The sequence below is a fragment of the Streptomyces tritici genome, from assembly GCF_048500665.1.
Lineage (GTDB): Bacteria > Actinomycetota > Actinomycetes > Streptomycetales > Streptomycetaceae > Streptomyces > Streptomyces tritici.
This window is the reverse complement of record NZ_CP183183.1, coordinates 1172294-1188882: the sequence shown is the minus strand read 5'-3', so window position 1 is coordinate 1188882 and position 16589 is coordinate 1172294. Positions and strand designations below refer to the sequence as shown.

Genomic DNA, 16589 nt, shown 5'->3' with positions numbered 1-16589 from the left:
GGCTTCGTGCCGCCCGGCGCGGATCCGCCGAGGGAGCCGGTCCGCGGGGATTCCCCGCGCGCTCCCGCCGCGCGGATCCCGCCCGGGACCTCCTGGCGATCACGCTCGATCACGCTCGCGCGGATCCCGCTCGGCGATCCCGCCCGGCGCCCCTAAGCGATCACGCCCGCCTTCCGCAGCTCCGTCAGCTCCTCCTCGCCCACCCCGAGGTCCGCGAGCACCGCTTCCGTGTGCGCGCCGAGCGCCGGGACCGCGCCCATCGCCGGCTCCGGGCCGTCCGGGAACACGATCGGCGGCAGCATCGCCCGCAGCGGCCCCACCGCCGAGTCCACCGTCCGCCACCGGTCCCGCGCAGCGAGCTGAGGATGCTCCGCCAGGTCGGCCACCGTGTTCAGCCGGGCGCAGGCGATCCCCGCCGCCTCCAGCCGCGCCAGGGCCTCCGCCGCCGGCAGCGGCGCCAGCGCCGCGGCCACCGCCGCGTCCGTGTCCGCCCGCCGGGCCACCCGGGCCGTGTTGGTGGCGAAGCCCGGATCGTCGGCCAACTCCGGCCGCCCCAGGACCTGTTCGGCGAGCCGCCGCCACTCCCGGTCGTTCTGCACCGAGAGCAGCACCAGGCCGCCGTCCGCCGTCGGATAGGCGTCGTAGGGCGCGATGACCGCATGCGCGAGCCCCGTACGCGCCGGGGCCGTGCCTCCGTGCATCCCGTGGTGCAACGGATGCCCCATCCACTCCGCCAGCGCGTCGAACAGCGAGACCTCCACCGGTCCGCCCCGGCCCGTCGTGCCCCGGCGCACCAGCGCGGCCAGCACCCCCGAGAACGCGTACATCCCGGCCGCGATGTCCGCCGCCGGGATGCCCGCCTTCACGGGCTGCCCGGCCGTGCCCGTCACCGACACGAGCCCGGCCTCGCACTGCACGAGCATGTCGTACGCCCGCTTGTGCGCGTACGGCCCCTCCGCCCCGTACCCCGAGACGTCCACCGCGACCAGTCGCGGGTGCTCCGCGCACAGCGTGGCCGCGTCCAGGCCGAGACGCGCCGCCGCGCCCTGCGCCAGGTTCTGCACGAACACGTCCGCGTCCGCGATCAGCCGCCGCGCCAGGGCGAGGCCGCGCGGGTCCTTCAGGTCCACCGCGACGGACTCCTTGCCGCGGTTGCACCACACGAAGTGCGAGGCGAGACCGGCCGCCGCGGTGTCGTACCCGCGGGCGAAGTCGCCGCCGTCCGGGCGTTCGATCTTCACCACGCGCGCCCCGAGGTCGGCGAGCTGCCGGGTGGCGAAGGGCGCGGCGACGGCCTGTTCGACGGCGACGACGGTGATCCCGTCCAGCGGGAGCGGCTGTGTGCGGGTGCTCATCCCGTGTGCCTATCGCGCCCGCGCCCCGTTTGTCACCCGCGGATCCGTCACACCTTCGCGTACCGGCGGACCGCCGCCGGCGCGCACACCGCGAGCAGGGCCAGCGACCACAGCAGCGCCCCGGCCACCGGGTGCGCCACCGGCCAGGCCGCGTCCGCCGGCACCGGCGCGTTGCCGAAGAGGTCCCGGACGGCCGTGGTCACGGCGGAGATCGGGTTCCACTCGGCGACCGTGCGCAGCCAGCCCGGCATGCCGTCGGTGGGGATGTACGCGTTCGACAGCAGCGGCAGCATGAACGTGGCGCTGCCCAGCTGGCCGGCCGCCTCCTCGCTCCGCGAGGCGAGGCCCAGCAGGATGCCGACCCAGGTCATGGCGAAGCGGAAGAGCAGCAGCAGACCGAAGGCGGCGAGCGCCTCCGCGGCCGAGCCCTCGATCCGCCAGCCGATCGCCAGCCCGATCAGGATCATCGGGACCATGCCCGCCGCGCTGGCGACCAGATCGGCCAGGGCCTGTCCGAGCGGGACGGCGGCCCGGCTCATCGGCAGGGTGCGGAACCGGTCCATCACGCCGCGGTGGGAGTCCTGCGCGGCCTGGAACATCCCGGTCATCAGCCCGCCCGCCGCCGTCGCCACCAGCAGTCCCGGCACCAGGAAGGCGCGGTACTCGGCCCCGGGCATGGCGAGCGCGCTGCCGAAGACGTACGCGAAGAACAGCAGGAAGACGATCGGCATCGTCTGGGTCATGACCGTCATCGCGGGGGCGCGGCGGATGCGCTGCAGATGACGGCCGAGCACCGCGGTGCCGTCGTGGACCAGGGCGCTCATGCGGCGGCCTCCTCGCGTGCGGCGGGCAGGGCCCGGTCGGTGAGGCGCAGGAACACCTCGTCGAGCGTCGGCGGGCGCAGCGAGGCGTCCACGAGGTGCACCCCGGCCGCGTCGATCTCGCGGACGATCCGCGGCAGCGTCAGCGTGCCGTCGAGGCTGACCGCGCCGACGGTGCGGCGCTCGGGGTCGAGCGCCGGGGCCGAGCCGGTGAGCCGGTCGAGCACCCCGGCGGCGGCCTCCAGGAGCGCCGCGTCGGCGACGACCACCTCGGCGTAACTGCCGATCCGCGCCTTGAGTTCGGCGGGCGTGCCGCGGTGCGCGGCCCTGCCCTCGTCGATCAGCACGATCTCGTCGGCGAGCCGGTCTGCCTCCTCCAGGTACTGGGTGGTGAGCAGCACGGTCGTGCCCTGGGACGCCAACCCCCGTACGGCATCCCAGATCCCGTTCCGGCTGTGCGGGTCGAGTCCGGTGGTCGGCTCGTCCAGGAAGAGCACCCGCGGCGGCACGAGCAGGCTCGCGGCGAGGTCGAGCCGCCGGCGCATGCCGCCCGAGTACGTCCGGGCGGGGCGGTCGGCCGCCCCGGTCAGTTCGAAGCGCTCCAGGAGTTCGTCGGCGCGGGAGCGCGGGGCGCGCAGCAGCCGGGCGAAGAGCCGGAGGTTCTCCGCGCCGCTCAGCTCGCCGTCCACGGAGGCGTACTGGCCGGTGACGGAGATCCGGCGGCGCACTTCGGCCGGCTCGCGGACCACGTCGCGGCCGGCGACGCGGGCGCTGCCGGCGTCCGGGGCGGTGAGCGTGGTGAGCACCCGGACCGCCGTGGTCTTGCCCGCTCCGTTGGGGCCGAGGACCCCGCAGACGGTGCCCTCGGGGACCGCCAGGTCGAGCCCGTTCAGGGCATGGACGTCCCCGTAGCGCTTCCGCAGACCCTCACTAAGTACAGCGTACGTAGTTGTCATGCCGGGACCATACCGCACTACGTACGGTGTACGTAACTACGATGGTGGGCGAGGTGATGAGCCATGGCGGGCCGAGCGGCCGAACCCGAAGTGATCTGGGCGCGCCCCGAGCGCGCCGGCCGCGGACCCCGGCCCGCGTACAGCCGGGCCGACATCGTGGCGGCGGCGGTGCGCGTCGCCGACGCCGACGGCATCGACGCCGTCTCCATGCGGCGGGTCGCCGCCGAGATCGGCTGCGGCACGATGTCGCTCTACAACTACGTCCCGCGCAAGGAGGACCTGTACGAGCTGATGGTCGACGCCGTCAGCGCCGAGTACGACCTCTCCGCCGGTCCGAGCGGCGACTGGCGCGCCGACATGCTGCACCTGGCCCGCGAGGCCCGGGCGATCATGCGCCGGCACCCGTGGGTGATCCGCCTGATGACCACGGGCTACGCCTTCGGCCCGAACGCGCTGCGGTTCCTGGAGTACGGCCTGGAGTGCCTGAAGGACCTCGGCCTGCCCGGCGGCGTCAAGATGGAACTGCTCGCCACGGTGAACGGCACCGTCATGACCCTCGTCGCCAACGACCTCGCCCTCGCCGAACGCGCCCGCGGACTGCCCTGGTCCGAGGAGCAGGAGCAGGCCGTGCGCGGCGCGTATCTGGCGGGGCAGCTCGCCGGCGGCGCCTACCCGCGCCTGGCGGCCGTGATCGCCGAGTCGGGGGCCCGGCCGCTCGACCCGGAGGAGGTCTTCGAGCGCACCCTGCGCCGGGTCCTCGACTCCTTCGCCCCGGCGTAGGATCCGTTCGCCGGGATCCCTTCCGTACGCGGGCTACAGCAGGGCGAACTGCCCCTCCGGGCCCTCCTCCTGGAGGTCGAGCACCGACGCGGGCCGGCGCGCCCGGTCCGGTACGGGCAGAATCCCGGCCTCCCGCAGCGCCGCCCGGGTCAGCTCCGGGCCGCCGGCCAGTGCGGCCCGCTCCGGCTCGGCCTCGCCCAACAGGGCGAGCACCGTGATCAGTTCGAGCAGCTCCGAGGTCCACTCCTGCGGCCAGGCGGCCGGCCCGATCGCCTCCAGGGTGCCCGGCTCGGCGGGCGCGGTCCGGTGCGCGAACCACTGCTCCAGCACGCGTACGCCCCCGACCGCGAACTCCCAGGCCGCCACGGGCACCGGTGCGATCCGGCCCCCGTCCAGCGACAGCGTCTCCTCGGCCGCGTCGTAGGCGAGCGCGGCCGGCCGCGCGGGGATCGGCGCGCGCACGTACGGCCGCCGCCCGCCCGGCAGCCGGGGCTTCCCGCCGCCGCGCGCGCCCCGCAGCTGGACGTCGGTCAGGCGCCGGCCCAGCGCCACGCCCGCCGCCCAGCGCTCCGGGTCCGCCGGCAGCGGCACCCGGCAGCCGGCGGGGGAGGGGCGGGCGGCGGCCACGGCCCAGGCCAGCAGGTCGGGGGCGGTCACCTCGTGCCCGTACCGCCCGGCCAGGAAGGCGAGCAGGCCCGGGGCGACATTCGGCTCCGCGCCGCCGGGGCGGCGGTACAGAGGGCGGATCCGGCCCGGCCGGCCCGCGGGGGAGCGGCCGTCCGGCAGGACCGCGGTGACCAGGAGCGCGGGGCCCGCGGCGCCCGGCACGTGGCCCTGCTCGACGGCGAAGAGCTGGGCGTCGTCGGCGACCCGCCACAGCTCCGGGCGGCCGGAGTCGATCAGCCGGTGGTCAGGCAGCAGCCACTGCTCGTCGAACGGGCCGTGCGCCAGCCGCACCGGCTCGGGGCACCGGCCGCTCTCGCGGGCGAACCGCACGGTGCCGGTGCGCTGGCCGGGCAGCGCCGCCACCGAGGTCGCGGGGGTGCGCGCCCGGCTCGGCCGGAACAGGGCCGCCCGCTCCTCGCCCTCCGCCCCGACCAGCCGGTCCCAGCGGGCCCGCAGGGTGCGGACGTCCGGTGCGACGATCCAGGAGCGGCCGAGGCGCAACGGGGCCACGGACCAGGGGAGGAGGTCGTCCAGCAGCGGCGCTTCCTCGGCAGGGCTCGTGTGCGGGCTCCGGTTGGTCACGCAGCAGATGCTAGCCAGCCGGTGCTTCTCGCCACAGAGGGGCTACGCTCCTTCTGTGGGGATATGTGCCGACCCGGGAGGCGGGCATGAACCGGTACAGCCAGTACGACTACACCACTCCCTCGCAGGCCGAAGGCGAACGGCTAGAGGAGGACATGGACGCCCAGCAGAAGGAGCAGACCCACCACCCGCTGACCTCGCGGACCACACCCTCGCAGGCCGAGGGCGAGCGCGGCGCGGACGTCGTCGACCGGTGAGCCGGGCGGGCGGAGGCGGGGCTGCCGGCGGGTCACGGGCGGCCGGTGAGCGGCGCTTCCCGGCTCACTGCGCCTCGACGGTCACCGTGAAGGAGAAGCGGTCGCCGCGGTAGCGGATCCGGGCCACGTCCACGACCCGGCCGTCCTCGTCGTACGTCACGCCGGTGTAGTGCAGGATCGGTGAGAGCAGCGGCACCTCCAGGAGGGCCGCCGTCTCCGGATCGGCGAGCCGCGCCTCGACCGTGTCCGTGATCCGGCTGATCCGCACCCCGAGCACGTCCCGCAGCACCTTCGTCATGGGCCAGCGTTCCAGATCGGCCGGGTCCAGCCGCTCCGCGACGTCCGGACGGACCGCGTTCTCCGCCCAGTTGGTCGGCTCCCCGGTCTCGCCGTCGCGGCGCAGCCTGCGGTAGGAGACGACCTCCGCGAGGTCCGGGAAGTGCTCGGCCAGCTCGCCCGGCACGGGCGCGGGGCCGTGCCCGAGCACCGTCGTCCGCTCGCCGGACTGCTGGGCCACGATCGCGTCGATCGAGCCGAGCAGGCGGCGCGGCGCGCTGCGCCGCGCCCCCGGCTCGATGAAGGTCCCCCGCCGCCGGTGCCGGCTGATCAGACCCTCCTCCTCCAGTTCCTTCAGGGCCTGCCGCATCGTCAGCACGCTCACGCCGTAGTGGCCGGCGAGCTGCTCCTCGGTGGGCAGCCGCAGCGAGGCGTCGGGCGCGCGGCCGAGTATCGAGGCGCGGAGCGACTGCGAGACCTGGTACCAGAGCGGCAGCTTGCGGTTCAGGACCAGCGAGTCGGGAGAGAAGGCGGTCACGGGGGACTCCGTACGACGACTACGGGACACTACGGCCGGAAGTGGCGCTCAAGACCCTGCCATACGTCGTCGTAGCGGCTCTGCAGATGGTCGGCCTCCGCGGCCTGCGCGGTGGTGATCACCGGCCAGCGGGTCTCGAACATGAAGGCCAGACCGTCGTCGATCTTCTGCGGCTTCAGCTCGGCGGCGCTGGCCTTGTCGAAGGTCTCGCGGTCCGGGCCGTGCGCGGACATCATGTTGTGCAGCGAGCCGCCGCCGGGCACGAAGCCCTCGGCCTTGGCGTCGTACGCGCCCTCGATCAGGCCCATGTACTCGCTCATGACGTTGCGGTGGAAGTACGGCGGGCGGAAGGTGTCCTCGCCGACCAGCCAGCGCGGCGCGAACACCACGAAGTCCACGCCCGCGAGGCCGGGGGTGTCGGACGGCGAGGTGAGCACGGTGAAGATCGACGGGTCCGGGTGGTCGTACGAGATCGTGCCCATGACGTTGTAGAGCCGCAGGTCGTAGACGTACGGCGTGTGGTTGCCGAACCAGGCGACGACGTCCAGCGGGGAATGGTCGTAGGTGGCGGTCCACAGGTTGCCGCAGTACTTGTTCACCACCTCGACGGGGCCCTCGGTGTCCTCGTACGCGGCGACCGGGGCGCGGAAGTGGCGGGCGTGCGCCAGGCCGTTCGCGCCGATCGGGCCGAGGTCGGGGAGCTGGAACGGCTGCCCGTAGTTCTCGCACACGTAGCCGCGGGCCGTCTCGTCGAGCAGCTCCACGCGGAAGCGGACGCCGCGGGGGATCAGCGCGACCTCGCCGGGGCCGGCGGACAGCAGGCCCATTTCGGTGCGGACCAGCAGGCCGCCCTGCTCGGGGACGATCAGCAGCTCGCCGTCGGCGTCGCTGAACACCCGCTCCATGGAGGCGTTGGCGTGGTAGAGGTGCACCGCCATGCCGGCGCGCTGCGCGGCGTCGCCGTTGCCGCCGAGGGTCCACAGGCCCGCCAGCCAGTCCGTGCCGGGGGCCGGCTCCGGCAGCGGGTTCCAGCGCAGCCGGTTGGGGTCGGGAACCGTCTCGGTGAACGGCGCGGTGCGCACCGCGCCGTTGTCGGTCCGGGTGAACGGCGGGTGCGCCGCCGAGGGGCGGATCCGGTAGAGCCAGGAGCGCCGGTTGTGCGCCCGGGGCTCGGTGAACGCGCTGCCGCTGAGCTGCTCCGCGTACAGGCCGAGGGGGGCCCGCTGCGGCGAGTTGCCGCGGGTCGGCAGCGCGCCCGGGACGGCTTCCGAGCTGTGCTCGTTGCCGAAGCCGTGGGAGTACGCCAGCGCCTCCGCGGTCTTGCGTGCCTGCTCCGTGTGCGCCGTGCCGGCCGTGCCTGTCATGCCCGCTCCTGCCCTGGAATCCGCATTCCTGTATTCCTCTGTATGACCGTAGGATTCCCGGCCCGCCGCGTCAACGGTTCAGGGGGACGGCTTGGACGAATCCCGTGCACGAGGGGTTCCAGAAGATGAACATTGCTCTACTCTCACGCCATGTCGCGCTCCCCGTGGATACGCCGGCTCCTGGTCGCGCCCGCGGTCGCCCTGGCCGCCGCGCTCTGTCTCGTGCTCACCGCCGCGCCCGGGGCCCAGGCCCATGAGGAACGGCCCGTCACCTTCCCCGACGGCTCCGGCAGCGTGCCGACGCTGCGCACCGGGGAGCCCGACCTGCTCGTCTGCAAGACCGACCGGGCGGCCTTCGAACGCCGGATCGCCGCCTTCCCCGCCCCGCTGAAGGCCCGCAACCTCGCCCTGTACGAGCGCTGCGCGCGCAGCGGGTACCGCCACCTCCAGCAGGCCGTCGACGCGGTGGACCGGCCCGGCATGACCATCGCCGTGCTGCCGGGCCTGTACGAGGAGGAGCCCTCCCTGCCCCCGCCCACCGGGGCCTGCGCACGGCTCGACGCCCCGAAGTCCGCGCTCGGCTACCAGATCCTCAGCTACGAGCAGCAGAAGCAGTGCCCGCACAACCAGAACCTGGTCGCGATCCTCGGCAAGAAGAACCTGCAGATCGAGGGCACCGGCGCCTCACGCCTCGACGTGGTGATCGACGCCAGGTACGCCAAGCTCAACGCGATCCGCGCGGACGGCTCCGACGGGATCTACTTCCGCAACTTCACCGCCCAGCGCACCACGTTCAACTCCCTGTACGTGCTCGCCGCCGACGGCTTCGTCATCGACGACGTGCTCACCCGCTGGAACGACGAGTACGGCTTCCTCACCTTCGCCTCCGACCACGGGCTCTACAAGAACTGCGAGTCGTACGGCAACGGCGACTCCGGCATCTACCCCGGCTCGGCCTCGGACATCAACGACGGCCGCGGCTACGAGGTCCCTCGGTATTCCATCGAGATCACCGGCTGTCGCAGCCATCACAACATGGTCGGCTACTCGGGCACGGCGGGCGATTCCGTGTACGTCCACGACAACGAGTTCGACCACAACATGGGCGGGGCGTCGATGGACTCCGCCTTCCCCGGCCACCCCGGACTCCCGCAGAACCACGCCCGGTTCGAGCGCAACCTCATCCATGACAACAACCAGAACTACTACCGGTACGTCGCCGACGGCACCTGCGCCAGGCCGCCGGTCGAGCGCGGCTACGAACAGGGCGTCGTCTGCCCCCAGATCTCCATGCCGCCCGGCACCGGCATCATCACCGCGGGCGGCAACTGGAACCGGTACGAGGACAACTGGGTCTACGGGCACACCAACGCGGCCTTCTTCCTCAGCGCCGTGCCCGCGTTCATCCGCGGCGAGTCCGCCTGGGGCAAGCAGACCGACACCTCGCACCACAACAGGTACGCCGGGAACCGGCTCGGCGTCGACCGGTCCGGCAACGCCCGGCCGAACCGCATCGACGTCTGGTGGGACGGGCAGGGCGGCGGCAACTGCTGGCAGGGCGACGCCGGGGCCTCCACCCCGCTCACCCTGCCGGCCTGCGGCAAGCGGCTCGGCGCGGTGGCCGGCGGCAGCGCCCGGCTCGTCGGCGAGCCCGCCAAACTGGCCCACCTGCTGGTCTGCGCCGACTACGACGTGCAGGCCCGGCGGCTGCCGGCCGGCTGCGACTGGTACGGCGCCCGGGGCCTCCAGCGCGTCGAGACGCAGCTCGCGCTCGGCTGCGCGGCCGTCCTGGCGCTGGTCGGCCTCGCCCTGTGGCGGCGCAGGCTGCCCGGTGATTGGGTGGCCGCGCTCGCCACCGCGGCCGGCCTCGCCGGACTGGCGCTGGACGTGGCCGGCTCCACCCGGGACCTCGCCGCCGGCCCCGTCCCCGCCCTGGCCCTGCTCCTCACCGGCCTGTGGTGGACCGTCCTCGGCCTCCGCCTGCGCCCGGCCCGCCCGGTGTTCGCCTGGACCACGGTGCTCCTGGGCGCCCTGACCTTGCTGGACGCCTTCGACAAGGCGGTCCTCATGATCCCGGGCACCCCCCTGGGCCCCGCCTGGCTCCGCGCCCTCCTCGCCACGGCCTGGCTCCTGTGGGCCCTGGCCGCAGCAGCAGCTCCGACCCGGCGCGCAGGCTCGGCAGGCGAGCCCGCCACGGCCACGGGCGAGGCGACGGGCGAGGTCACCGCGACCGGCGCGACGGCGGACGGGGCCGCCTCGTGACCCGCCCCGTCGCCCGGACCGGCGGGGACGGTCCGGCCTGCGCGTCGGTCCTGGTTCGCTCATCCGCCGCGGCCCGCGACGAGGCCGCCCCCGCAGCCCGGTACCTCGGGCGGAGGGACGCCCGGCGTTCCCGGGCCGTCGCCGCCCTGGTCCTCGCCCTGGCCGTGCTGTTGCTCGGCGCGTGTGGCGGGCGGGCGACCACGCACCACAAGCCTGGCACCAGCCACCAGGAGGCAACCGGGGGCGCCGGCACGCTCCTCGACGCGCGGGACGGCAGCGGTCATCGGCTCCGCGAGGTCCCGGCCGCCGGTGCGCCCGCCGTCCGGGCCGAGGTCCGGCCCGACGCCGAGGGCGGCTGGAACCTCCGGCTCCATGTGAGCCGCTTCCGGTTCACCCCCGAGAGCACCGGCGGCGCCGCCGTCCCCGGCCGGGGGCACGCCCGGCTCCTCGTCGACGGCAAGGAGACCGCCCGGCTCTACGGCCCCTGGGCGTACGTCCCGCCCGGGGCGCGCGGCTTGACCGTCCGCCTGCACGCCGACGACCACACGGCCTGGGCCGTCGACGGCCGCCCCGTCGAGACCACCGTCGCCCTCGCCCCGGGCACGGCGGCCACAGCCGGGGCCCCGGCCCCCGGCCGTACCGTCGCCATCACCGTCACCGGATCCTCCGTCCAACCACCTCCGTCCCGCATCGAGTTGAAGAAGGGCGAACGGCTCACCCTCCGCGTCACCAGCGACCGCGCCGACACCCTGCACGTTCACGGCTACGACCGCGAACTCCCGCTCCGCCCCGGTGAGTCCGCCGTCCTCACCCTCATCGCCGACCGCACCGGCCTCTTCGAGGTCGAGACCCACGACACCGGGCTCCTGCTGACCCAGCTGGCGGTGCGATGACCGTGCTCGCCCACGGCGTGGGCACACAGCACGACCTGCCGGTCCCGCCCTTCTACGCCTACGCCGGCGCGTTCGCCGCCCTGCTCGTCTCCTTCCTGGCCCTGGGCCTGCTCTGGTCCGACTCCCGTCTCCGCGGCGACCGTTCCGGCCGCCCCCTGCCCGCCGTGCTCCAGCGCGCGGCCGACGCGCGCGCCACCCGCACCGCGCTGCGGGCGCTCGGCGCGGCCGGGCTGCTCGCCCTCCTTCTCGTCCTGCTCCTCGGCCCGGCCGACCCCGAGGACAGTCCCGCCCCGGGCGCGGTCTATGTCCTCCTGTGGGTCGGCCTGGTCCCCGCCTCCCTCCTCTTCGGCCCCGTCGGCCGGCTCTGCAGCCCCCTGCGCGCCCTCTACGCGACGGGCGCCGCCCTCCTTCCCGCCCGCCGCCGGCCGCCCCGTCCGCTCCCCGCCCGCCTCGGGATCCGCCCCGCCGCGGCCGGCCTGTTCCTCTTCACCTGGCTCGAACTCGTCGCCCCCGACCGGGCGTCCACCACCACCCTCCTCGTGTTCCTCGGCGCCCACACCCTCGTCCACCTCCTCGGCGCGGCCCGCCACGGCCCCGACTGGTTCGCCCGCGCCGACCCCTTCGAGGTCTACTCCGAACTGCTCGCCCGGCTCTCCCCTCTCGGCCGCCGCGCCGACGGCCGCCTCGTGCTGCGCAACCCCCTGCACGGCCTCGACGCGACCCCGCCCGGCCCGGGGCTCGTCGCCGCCGTCTGCGTGCTCCTCGGTTCCACCGCGTACGACGGCTTCTCCGACTCCCCGCGCTGGATCGCCGCCGTCCAGACCTCCTCCCTCGGCCGCAGCGCCGCCGCGACCCTCGGACTCCTCGGCGCCGTCGCCCTCGTCGCCGCCCTCTACTGCCTCTGCGCCGGAGCCCTGCGCCTGCTCGACCGCCCCCTCGCCGACCCGCCTGCGCCCTCCGCCCTGCCCGTACGTGCCGCCCCGCCGGTATGCGCCGACCTCTCCGCGACCGCCGACCGGCCCGCGACCGCCGACCGGCCCGCGACCGCCGACCGGCCCGCGACCGCCGACCTCTCCGCGACCGCCGACCGGCCCGCGGCCACCGCCCCGCCCGCCGTCTCCGCCCCGCCCGCCGTCTCCACCCCGCCCGCAGCCACCGCCCCGCCCGCAGCCACCGCCCCGCAGCGCCCCCCGCTCGCCCCGCTCACCGCATTCGCCCACTCCCTCCTGCCGATCGCGCTCGGCTATCTCGTCGCGCACTACTTCTCGCTCTTCGTCACCGAAGGACCACGCACCGTCATGCTCGCACTCGGCACTGACAACGCCCCCGCGCCCGCCCCGCCCCTGGCTCCCGGCGGCCTCGCCGCGCTTCAGATCGCCGCGGTCGTCACCGGTCACGTCCTCGGCGTCGTCGCCGCCCACGACCGCGCCGTCCGGCTCTTCCCGCCCGCCCGCGCGGTCGCCGGTCAACTCCCGTTGTTCCTGCTGATGATCGTGTACACCCTCGGCGGCATCGGCCTGCTCATCGCCTGACCCGGACCGGACCGGCATGATGGACCCCGTGTCCCAGCAGAACCCCCGCTCCCTCCGGCGCGCGCCCGTCCAGCAGCGCAGCGCCGAACGGCTGGCCCGGATCCTCGACGCCTGCGCCGAACTCCTCGACGAGACCGGGTACGAGCAGCTGAGCACCCGTGCCGTCGCCCTGCGCGCCGGCGTCCCGATCGGCTCCGTCTACCGCTTCTTCGGCAACAAGCGGGCCATGGCCGACGCCCTCGCCCACCGCAACCTGGACCGCTACACCGAGCGGATCACCGCCCGCCTCGCGGCCCGCCCGGCCACCGGCCCGTACGACACGATCGACACCGTCCTCGACGAGTACATCGCCATGAAGCGCACCGTCCCCGGCTTCGGGCTCGTCGACTTCGGCGTCCCGGCCCCGGCCGAGGCCGGCGCCGCCGACCCGAACCTGCTCGTCGCCGACCGGCTCTCCGACCTGCTCGCCGAGCACCTCGGCCGGACCGCCGACGCGGCCCTGCGCCGCCAGGTCCTCGTCGGCGTGGAGGCAACCGACGCGCTCCTCCAGCTGGCCTTCCGCACCGACCCGTCCGGCGACCGGGCGCTGATCATGGAGACACGGCGGCTGCTGCACGCCTACCTCGGGCCGGTACTCGCCTGACCTGGGGTTTTGCTCTTATTGCTCACGGCCCGACGTCTTGTTGGCGGGCGACGACGGCACCTACGGTCATCCGGACCGCCGCTCCGGCGGAGTTCAAAGGTGAACGTGAGGTGTCCCCCATGCTGACCGTCCTCGGTTTCGGCATGATCGCGACCTTCCTGGTCCTGATCATGATGAAGAAGATGTCGCCGATCGCGGCGCTCGTCCTCATCCCCGCGCTCTTCTGCGTCTTCGTCGGACAGGGTGCGCAGCTCGGTGACTACGTCATCGAGGGCGTCGGCAAGCTCGCCCCCACCGCGGCCATGCTGATGTTCGCGATCGTCTACTTCGGCGTGATGATCGACGTCGGGCTGTTCGACCCGATCGTCCGGGGCATCCTGCGCTTCTGCAAGGCCGACCCGATGCGCGTGGTCGTCGGTACGGCGGTGCTCGCCGCGATCGTCTCGCTGGACGGCGACGGCTCGACCACGTTCATGATCACCGTTTCCGCGATGTACCCGCTGTACAAGCGCCTCGGTATGAGCCTGGTCGTGATGACGGGTGTGGCCGCGACGGCCAACGGTGTGATGAACACCCTCCCGTGGGGCGGTCCGACCGCCCGCGCCGCCACGGCGCTCAAGCTGGACGCCGCCGACATCTTCGTCCCGATGATCCCGGCGCTCGGCGTCGGCCTGCTGTTCGTCTTCGGCCTGGCGTACGTCCTGGGCCTGCGCGAGCGCAAGCGGATCGGGTACCTCACGCTGGACGAGGCGCTGGAGCCGGAGTCGGAGACCGTGCTCGTCGCCGCGGGCGCTCCGGGCGACGGCGAGCGCCCCGGCGCGGCGCGCAAGGCCCCCACGGGCGGCAGCGGCCTCCCGGAGGCCCCGGAGGGGTCCGGAAACACCCAGGGCGCCGACGGCGAGCACGGCGAGGACGGCGACGATGGCGGCTTCCAGGGCCTCGACCCGAACCGTCCCACCCTGCGCCCGAAGCTGTACTGGTTCAACGCCGGTCTCACCGTCGTCCTGCTCGCGGCGATGATCCTCGAACTGCTGCCGATCCCGGTGCTGTTCCTGCTCGGCGCGGCCCTCGCGCTCACCGTCAACTTCCCGAAGGTCGCGGACCAGAAGGCGCGGATCGCCGCCCACGCGGACAACGTCCTCAACGTCTCGGGCATGGTCTTCGCCGCCGCCGTCTTCACCGGCGTCCTCACCGGCACCGGCATGGTCGAGCACATGGCGGACTGGCTCGTCGGCGCGATCCCCGACGGCCTGGGCCCGCACATGGCCCTGGTCACGGGCGTGCTGAGCCTGCCGCTCACGTACTTCATGTCGAACGACGGCTTCTACTTCGGCGTGCTGCCGGTCCTCGCCGAGGCCGGCGCCGCGCACGGCGTCTCGCCGCTGGAGATCGCCCGCGCCTCGCTCGTCGGCCAGGCGCTGCACATGTCGAGCCCGCTGGTGCCCGCCGTGTACGTGCTCGTGGGCATGGCCAAGGTCGAGTTCGGCGACCACACCCGCTTCACCGTGAAGTGGGCGGCGCTGACGTCGCTCGTCGTTCTCGCCGCCGGGCTGCTGTTCGGCATCGTGTGACCGCCCCGGGGAGGGGGTGAATCCGCTCGGCCATCGGCCGAACGGGCGGACTGCGGAGGGTGGCGCCGGTGCGGCCACCCTCCGTCACATTTCTGTGACGGATAGTCAGATCACCGGTTGATCCATCCGACGTCCCCACGGCTGGAGGAATTCCGCATGTCCGTCCGTCCCCCGAGTCCCCCCGCCCGCCCCACGAAGCCCCTCGGCCCCCTGCGGTCCCGCGGCGCGCTCACCGCCGCGGCTGCCGCCGCCGCCCTCGCCGTGTGCGCGGCCGTCCCGGCCCCCGCCTCCGGCACCCCCGCCGCCGGTACACCCGCCGCCGTGGCTCCCGCGCCCGTCCCCGGCGAGGGCGGCGACGTACGGATCCACCGGGTCGGCACCCCGTACGACGATCCGCGCTCCGAGGCCACGGTCTGCGCCTTCTATCTCGCCGCCACGGGCTTCGACGCCCTCGGCTCCGTGTCCTGGACGATCGCCCCGCAACCCCACGAGGCCGACGGCCACTCCGTCGCCGGCCGCATCGGCCTCGCGGGCGGCAGCGGCCAGTCCAGCCGGCTCGCCCTGCCCGACGGGACCTACCGGCTCGGCTGGACCCGCGCGGGCGCGGGAGGCGTCGGCACCCACAAGGCGTTCACCGTCTCCTGCCCCGACGCGGCCGACACGGGCGGCACGGCCGGTGCGGGCGGCGCCGAGGCCAAGAACGGCAACGCCGCCCCGCCGCACGCCCGTGCGGCCGCCGCGCCCGCCCCCGTCGAGCTCGCGGGCTCCCTGGAGGACCGGGGCCCGGTCACGGCCGCCGACGAACCGGCCGACGACAGCACGCTCTTCGGCCTCGGCTCGGGCATCGCCGCCCTGCTCGCCGGCATCGCCGGACTCGTCCTCGCCCACCGCACCCGGCGCCGCGACGATGAGCCCGCGTAACGCCCGGCCCGCGTCCGGGCGGCGCCGCCGGACCCGGCTCGTCCGTACGACCGCGCTCGGCGCCGTCCTCGCCGCGGCTGTCTGGTGGTCGTTCGGCGAAGGGCCGGGGGAGACCGCCGGTACGTCCACCGAGGCCCGATCCGACCACAAGGCGGGCCCCGGCCCCGGACCCGCCCCGCTCGGCCGCTCCCGGGCGACCCTGCTCTCGCTGCCCGGGATCACCGTCGAGGCGCCGGTCGTCGCCCTGCCCCGGGCGGCCGCCGCCCCGCCCGCCGTCGCCGAGCTGCGCGACCCCGACTCCGTCGGCTGGCACGCGCACGGGCCCAGCCCCGGCGAACCGGGCACCGCCGTGGTGGTGGGGCCCGGCGGGTCCGGGACCGCGCCGTCGGTCCTGCACGGACTCGCCGCCCTGCAGCGCGGCAACACCGTCCGGCTGACCCGCGCCGACGGCCTCACCGCGGTGTTCACCGTCGACGAGGTGCGGGCCCACGCCCTGCAGCACCTCCCCGCCACGGACGGCGGACGCGGCGCCCCGCGCGTGCGGGTGATCGCCGTGGACGCCGGCTCCGCCGTCGACGTGCGCGGTCACCTCACGGAGGTCACCCGCGAGAGGTGAGCCGCCGGCCGCGCCCCGCCGAACGGCCGGCGAGGGCGCGCGCCGTCCTCGTCACCAGGACGGCCACGAGGACGGCCGCCACCGGGGCCGCCAGTTCGGTCCAGGGACGGCGGATCGGGTGGTACACGGCGACGCCCTCGGCGATCTCGATGAAGCCCAGCGGCTTGGCGGCCGCCCCGCCCCCGCCGCCCCCGCCCGTCCGTTCGGAGTCCGCGTCCGCGCCGGTGCCGCCGCCGAAGCCGTAGGCGACCTCGGCGACGGGGATCACGGTGAGGCCGTCGCGGGTCACCGGCTCGCCGAAGACGGTGTCGACCGAGGCCCTGCCGCCGAGCCGCTCGGCCAGCCGCTCCAGGATCGCCGCCGTCGTCTCGGAGGCCCGGCGGGGGACCTGTGCGGCCAGCTCGGCGGGCGGCTCGGTGCTGTGGTGCGCCGTGCTGTCCCGCGCGGTGGGGTCCTGCGCGGTGCTGTCGTCGTGTCCGGTCATCGGGCCTCCCAGGGGCTGCCGGTGCGTACGGGCCGATCGGGGCGGCCCGGGTCTCGCCCGGGAGGGCGGCCG

Annotated in this window: 16 protein-coding genes; 9 read left to right on the top strand and 7 right to left on the bottom strand. The window is 74.9% G+C overall.

Annotation, left to right across the window (positions count from 1 at the left end; all coding sequences use genetic code 11):
- Positions 1-152 precede the first annotated feature (152 nt).
- From ACNJ93_RS05540 to ACNJ93_RS05530, 3 genes are read right to left on the bottom strand one after another with little or no spacing between them, the layout of a single operon-like run.
- Positions 153-1355, bottom strand: coding sequence for a CaiB/BaiF CoA transferase family protein (locus tag ACNJ93_RS05540; protein ID WP_418956199.1), 1203 nt, complete (start codon positions 1353-1355; stop codon positions 153-155).
- Between the two features lie 47 nt (positions 1356-1402).
- Positions 1403-2179, bottom strand: coding sequence for an ABC transporter permease (locus ACNJ93_RS05535; protein ID WP_418956198.1), 777 nt, complete (start codon positions 2177-2179; stop codon positions 1403-1405).
- Entirely contained in the window at positions 2176-3132 is a 957-nt protein-coding gene (locus ACNJ93_RS05530) for an ATP-binding cassette domain-containing protein (protein WP_418956197.1), read from the bottom strand. Before ACNJ93_RS05530 ends, ACNJ93_RS05535 begins: the two co-directional genes overlap by 4 nt.
- A gap of 63 nt (positions 3133-3195) precedes the next feature.
- Between ACNJ93_RS05530 and ACNJ93_RS05525 the strand changes: the two genes are divergently transcribed.
- Complete coding sequence (locus tag ACNJ93_RS05525; RefSeq protein WP_418956196.1) at positions 3196-3912, top strand: TetR/AcrR family transcriptional regulator; 717 nt, start codon at positions 3196-3198, stop codon at positions 3910-3912.
- Between the two features lie 33 nt (positions 3913-3945).
- Here ACNJ93_RS05525 and ACNJ93_RS05520 read toward each other — a convergent pair whose 3' ends face one another.
- Positions 3946-5160, bottom strand: coding sequence for a type ISP restriction/modification enzyme (locus ACNJ93_RS05520; protein WP_418956195.1), 1215 nt, complete (start codon positions 5158-5160; stop codon positions 3946-3948).
- A gap of 86 nt (positions 5161-5246) precedes the next feature.
- Between ACNJ93_RS05520 and ACNJ93_RS05515 the strand changes: the two genes are divergently transcribed.
- Positions 5247-5417 carry a hypothetical protein gene (locus tag ACNJ93_RS05515; protein ID WP_418956194.1) on the top strand — a complete coding sequence of 57 codons (171 nt, stop codon included), beginning with the start codon at positions 5247-5249 and terminating at the stop codon, positions 5415-5417.
- A gap of 64 nt (positions 5418-5481) precedes the next feature.
- Here the strand turns inward: ACNJ93_RS05515 and ACNJ93_RS05510 are convergent, their stop codons facing one another.
- Together ACNJ93_RS05510 and hmgA are read right to left on the bottom strand one after the other, a co-directional pair.
- A complete protein-coding gene (locus ACNJ93_RS05510; protein ID WP_418956193.1) occupies positions 5482-6231 on the bottom strand; it encodes a GntR family transcriptional regulator in 750 nt (249 codons plus the stop codon).
- A 29-nt stretch (positions 6232-6260) separates the two neighbouring features.
- Entirely contained in the window at positions 6261-7595 is a 1335-nt protein-coding gene (hmgA, locus tag ACNJ93_RS05505) for a homogentisate 1,2-dioxygenase (protein ID WP_418956192.1), read from the bottom strand.
- Between the two features lie 150 nt (positions 7596-7745).
- On the opposite strand from hmgA, the gene ACNJ93_RS05500 reads away from it, so the two are divergent.
- The 7 genes from ACNJ93_RS05500 (at position 7746) to ACNJ93_RS05470 (ending at position 16033) form a co-directional block, all read left to right on the top strand.
- A complete protein-coding gene (locus ACNJ93_RS05500) occupies positions 7746-9857 on the top strand; it encodes a right-handed parallel beta-helix repeat-containing protein (RefSeq protein WP_418956191.1) in 2112 nt (703 codons plus the stop codon).
- 146 nt (positions 9858-10003) lie between these two features.
- The gene (locus tag ACNJ93_RS05495) at positions 10004-10750 is read left to right on the top strand and encodes a hypothetical protein (protein WP_418961318.1); all 747 of its coding nucleotides are present in this window, start codon (positions 10004-10006) and stop codon (positions 10748-10750) included.
- On the top strand, positions 10747-12282 hold the full coding sequence (locus ACNJ93_RS05490) for a hypothetical protein (RefSeq protein ID WP_418956190.1): 1536 nt from the start codon (positions 10747-10749) through the stop codon (positions 12280-12282). The genes ACNJ93_RS05495 and ACNJ93_RS05490 overlap by 4 nt, the downstream gene beginning before the upstream one ends.
- Positions 12283-12301: 19 nt before the next feature.
- Complete coding sequence (locus ACNJ93_RS05485) at positions 12302-12925, top strand: TetR family transcriptional regulator (RefSeq protein ID WP_418961317.1); 624 nt, start codon at positions 12302-12304, stop codon at positions 12923-12925.
- A gap of 119 nt (positions 12926-13044) precedes the next feature.
- Positions 13045-14496 (top strand): CitMHS family transporter, encoded by a 1452-nt coding sequence (locus tag ACNJ93_RS05480; protein ID WP_418961316.1) that lies wholly within the window; start codon positions 13045-13047, stop codon positions 14494-14496.
- A 156-nt stretch (positions 14497-14652) separates the two neighbouring features.
- Positions 14653-15417 carry a hypothetical protein gene (locus ACNJ93_RS05475; protein ID WP_418956189.1) on the top strand — a complete coding sequence of 255 codons (765 nt, stop codon included), beginning with the start codon at positions 14653-14655 and terminating at the stop codon, positions 15415-15417.
- Positions 15404-16033: a sortase domain-bontaining protein gene (locus ACNJ93_RS05470; protein WP_418956188.1), complete on the top strand. Its 630-nt coding sequence runs from the start codon at positions 15404-15406 to the stop codon at positions 16031-16033. Before ACNJ93_RS05475 ends, ACNJ93_RS05470 begins: the two co-directional genes overlap by 14 nt.
- On the opposite strand, the gene ACNJ93_RS05465 is transcribed toward ACNJ93_RS05470, so the two are convergent.
- Positions 16017-16517 carry a GerW family sporulation protein gene (locus tag ACNJ93_RS05465; protein ID WP_418956187.1) on the bottom strand — a complete coding sequence of 167 codons (501 nt, stop codon included), beginning with the start codon at positions 16515-16517 and terminating at the stop codon, positions 16017-16019. The genes ACNJ93_RS05470 and ACNJ93_RS05465 overlap by 17 nt on opposite strands.
- Positions 16518-16589 lie beyond the last annotated feature (72 nt).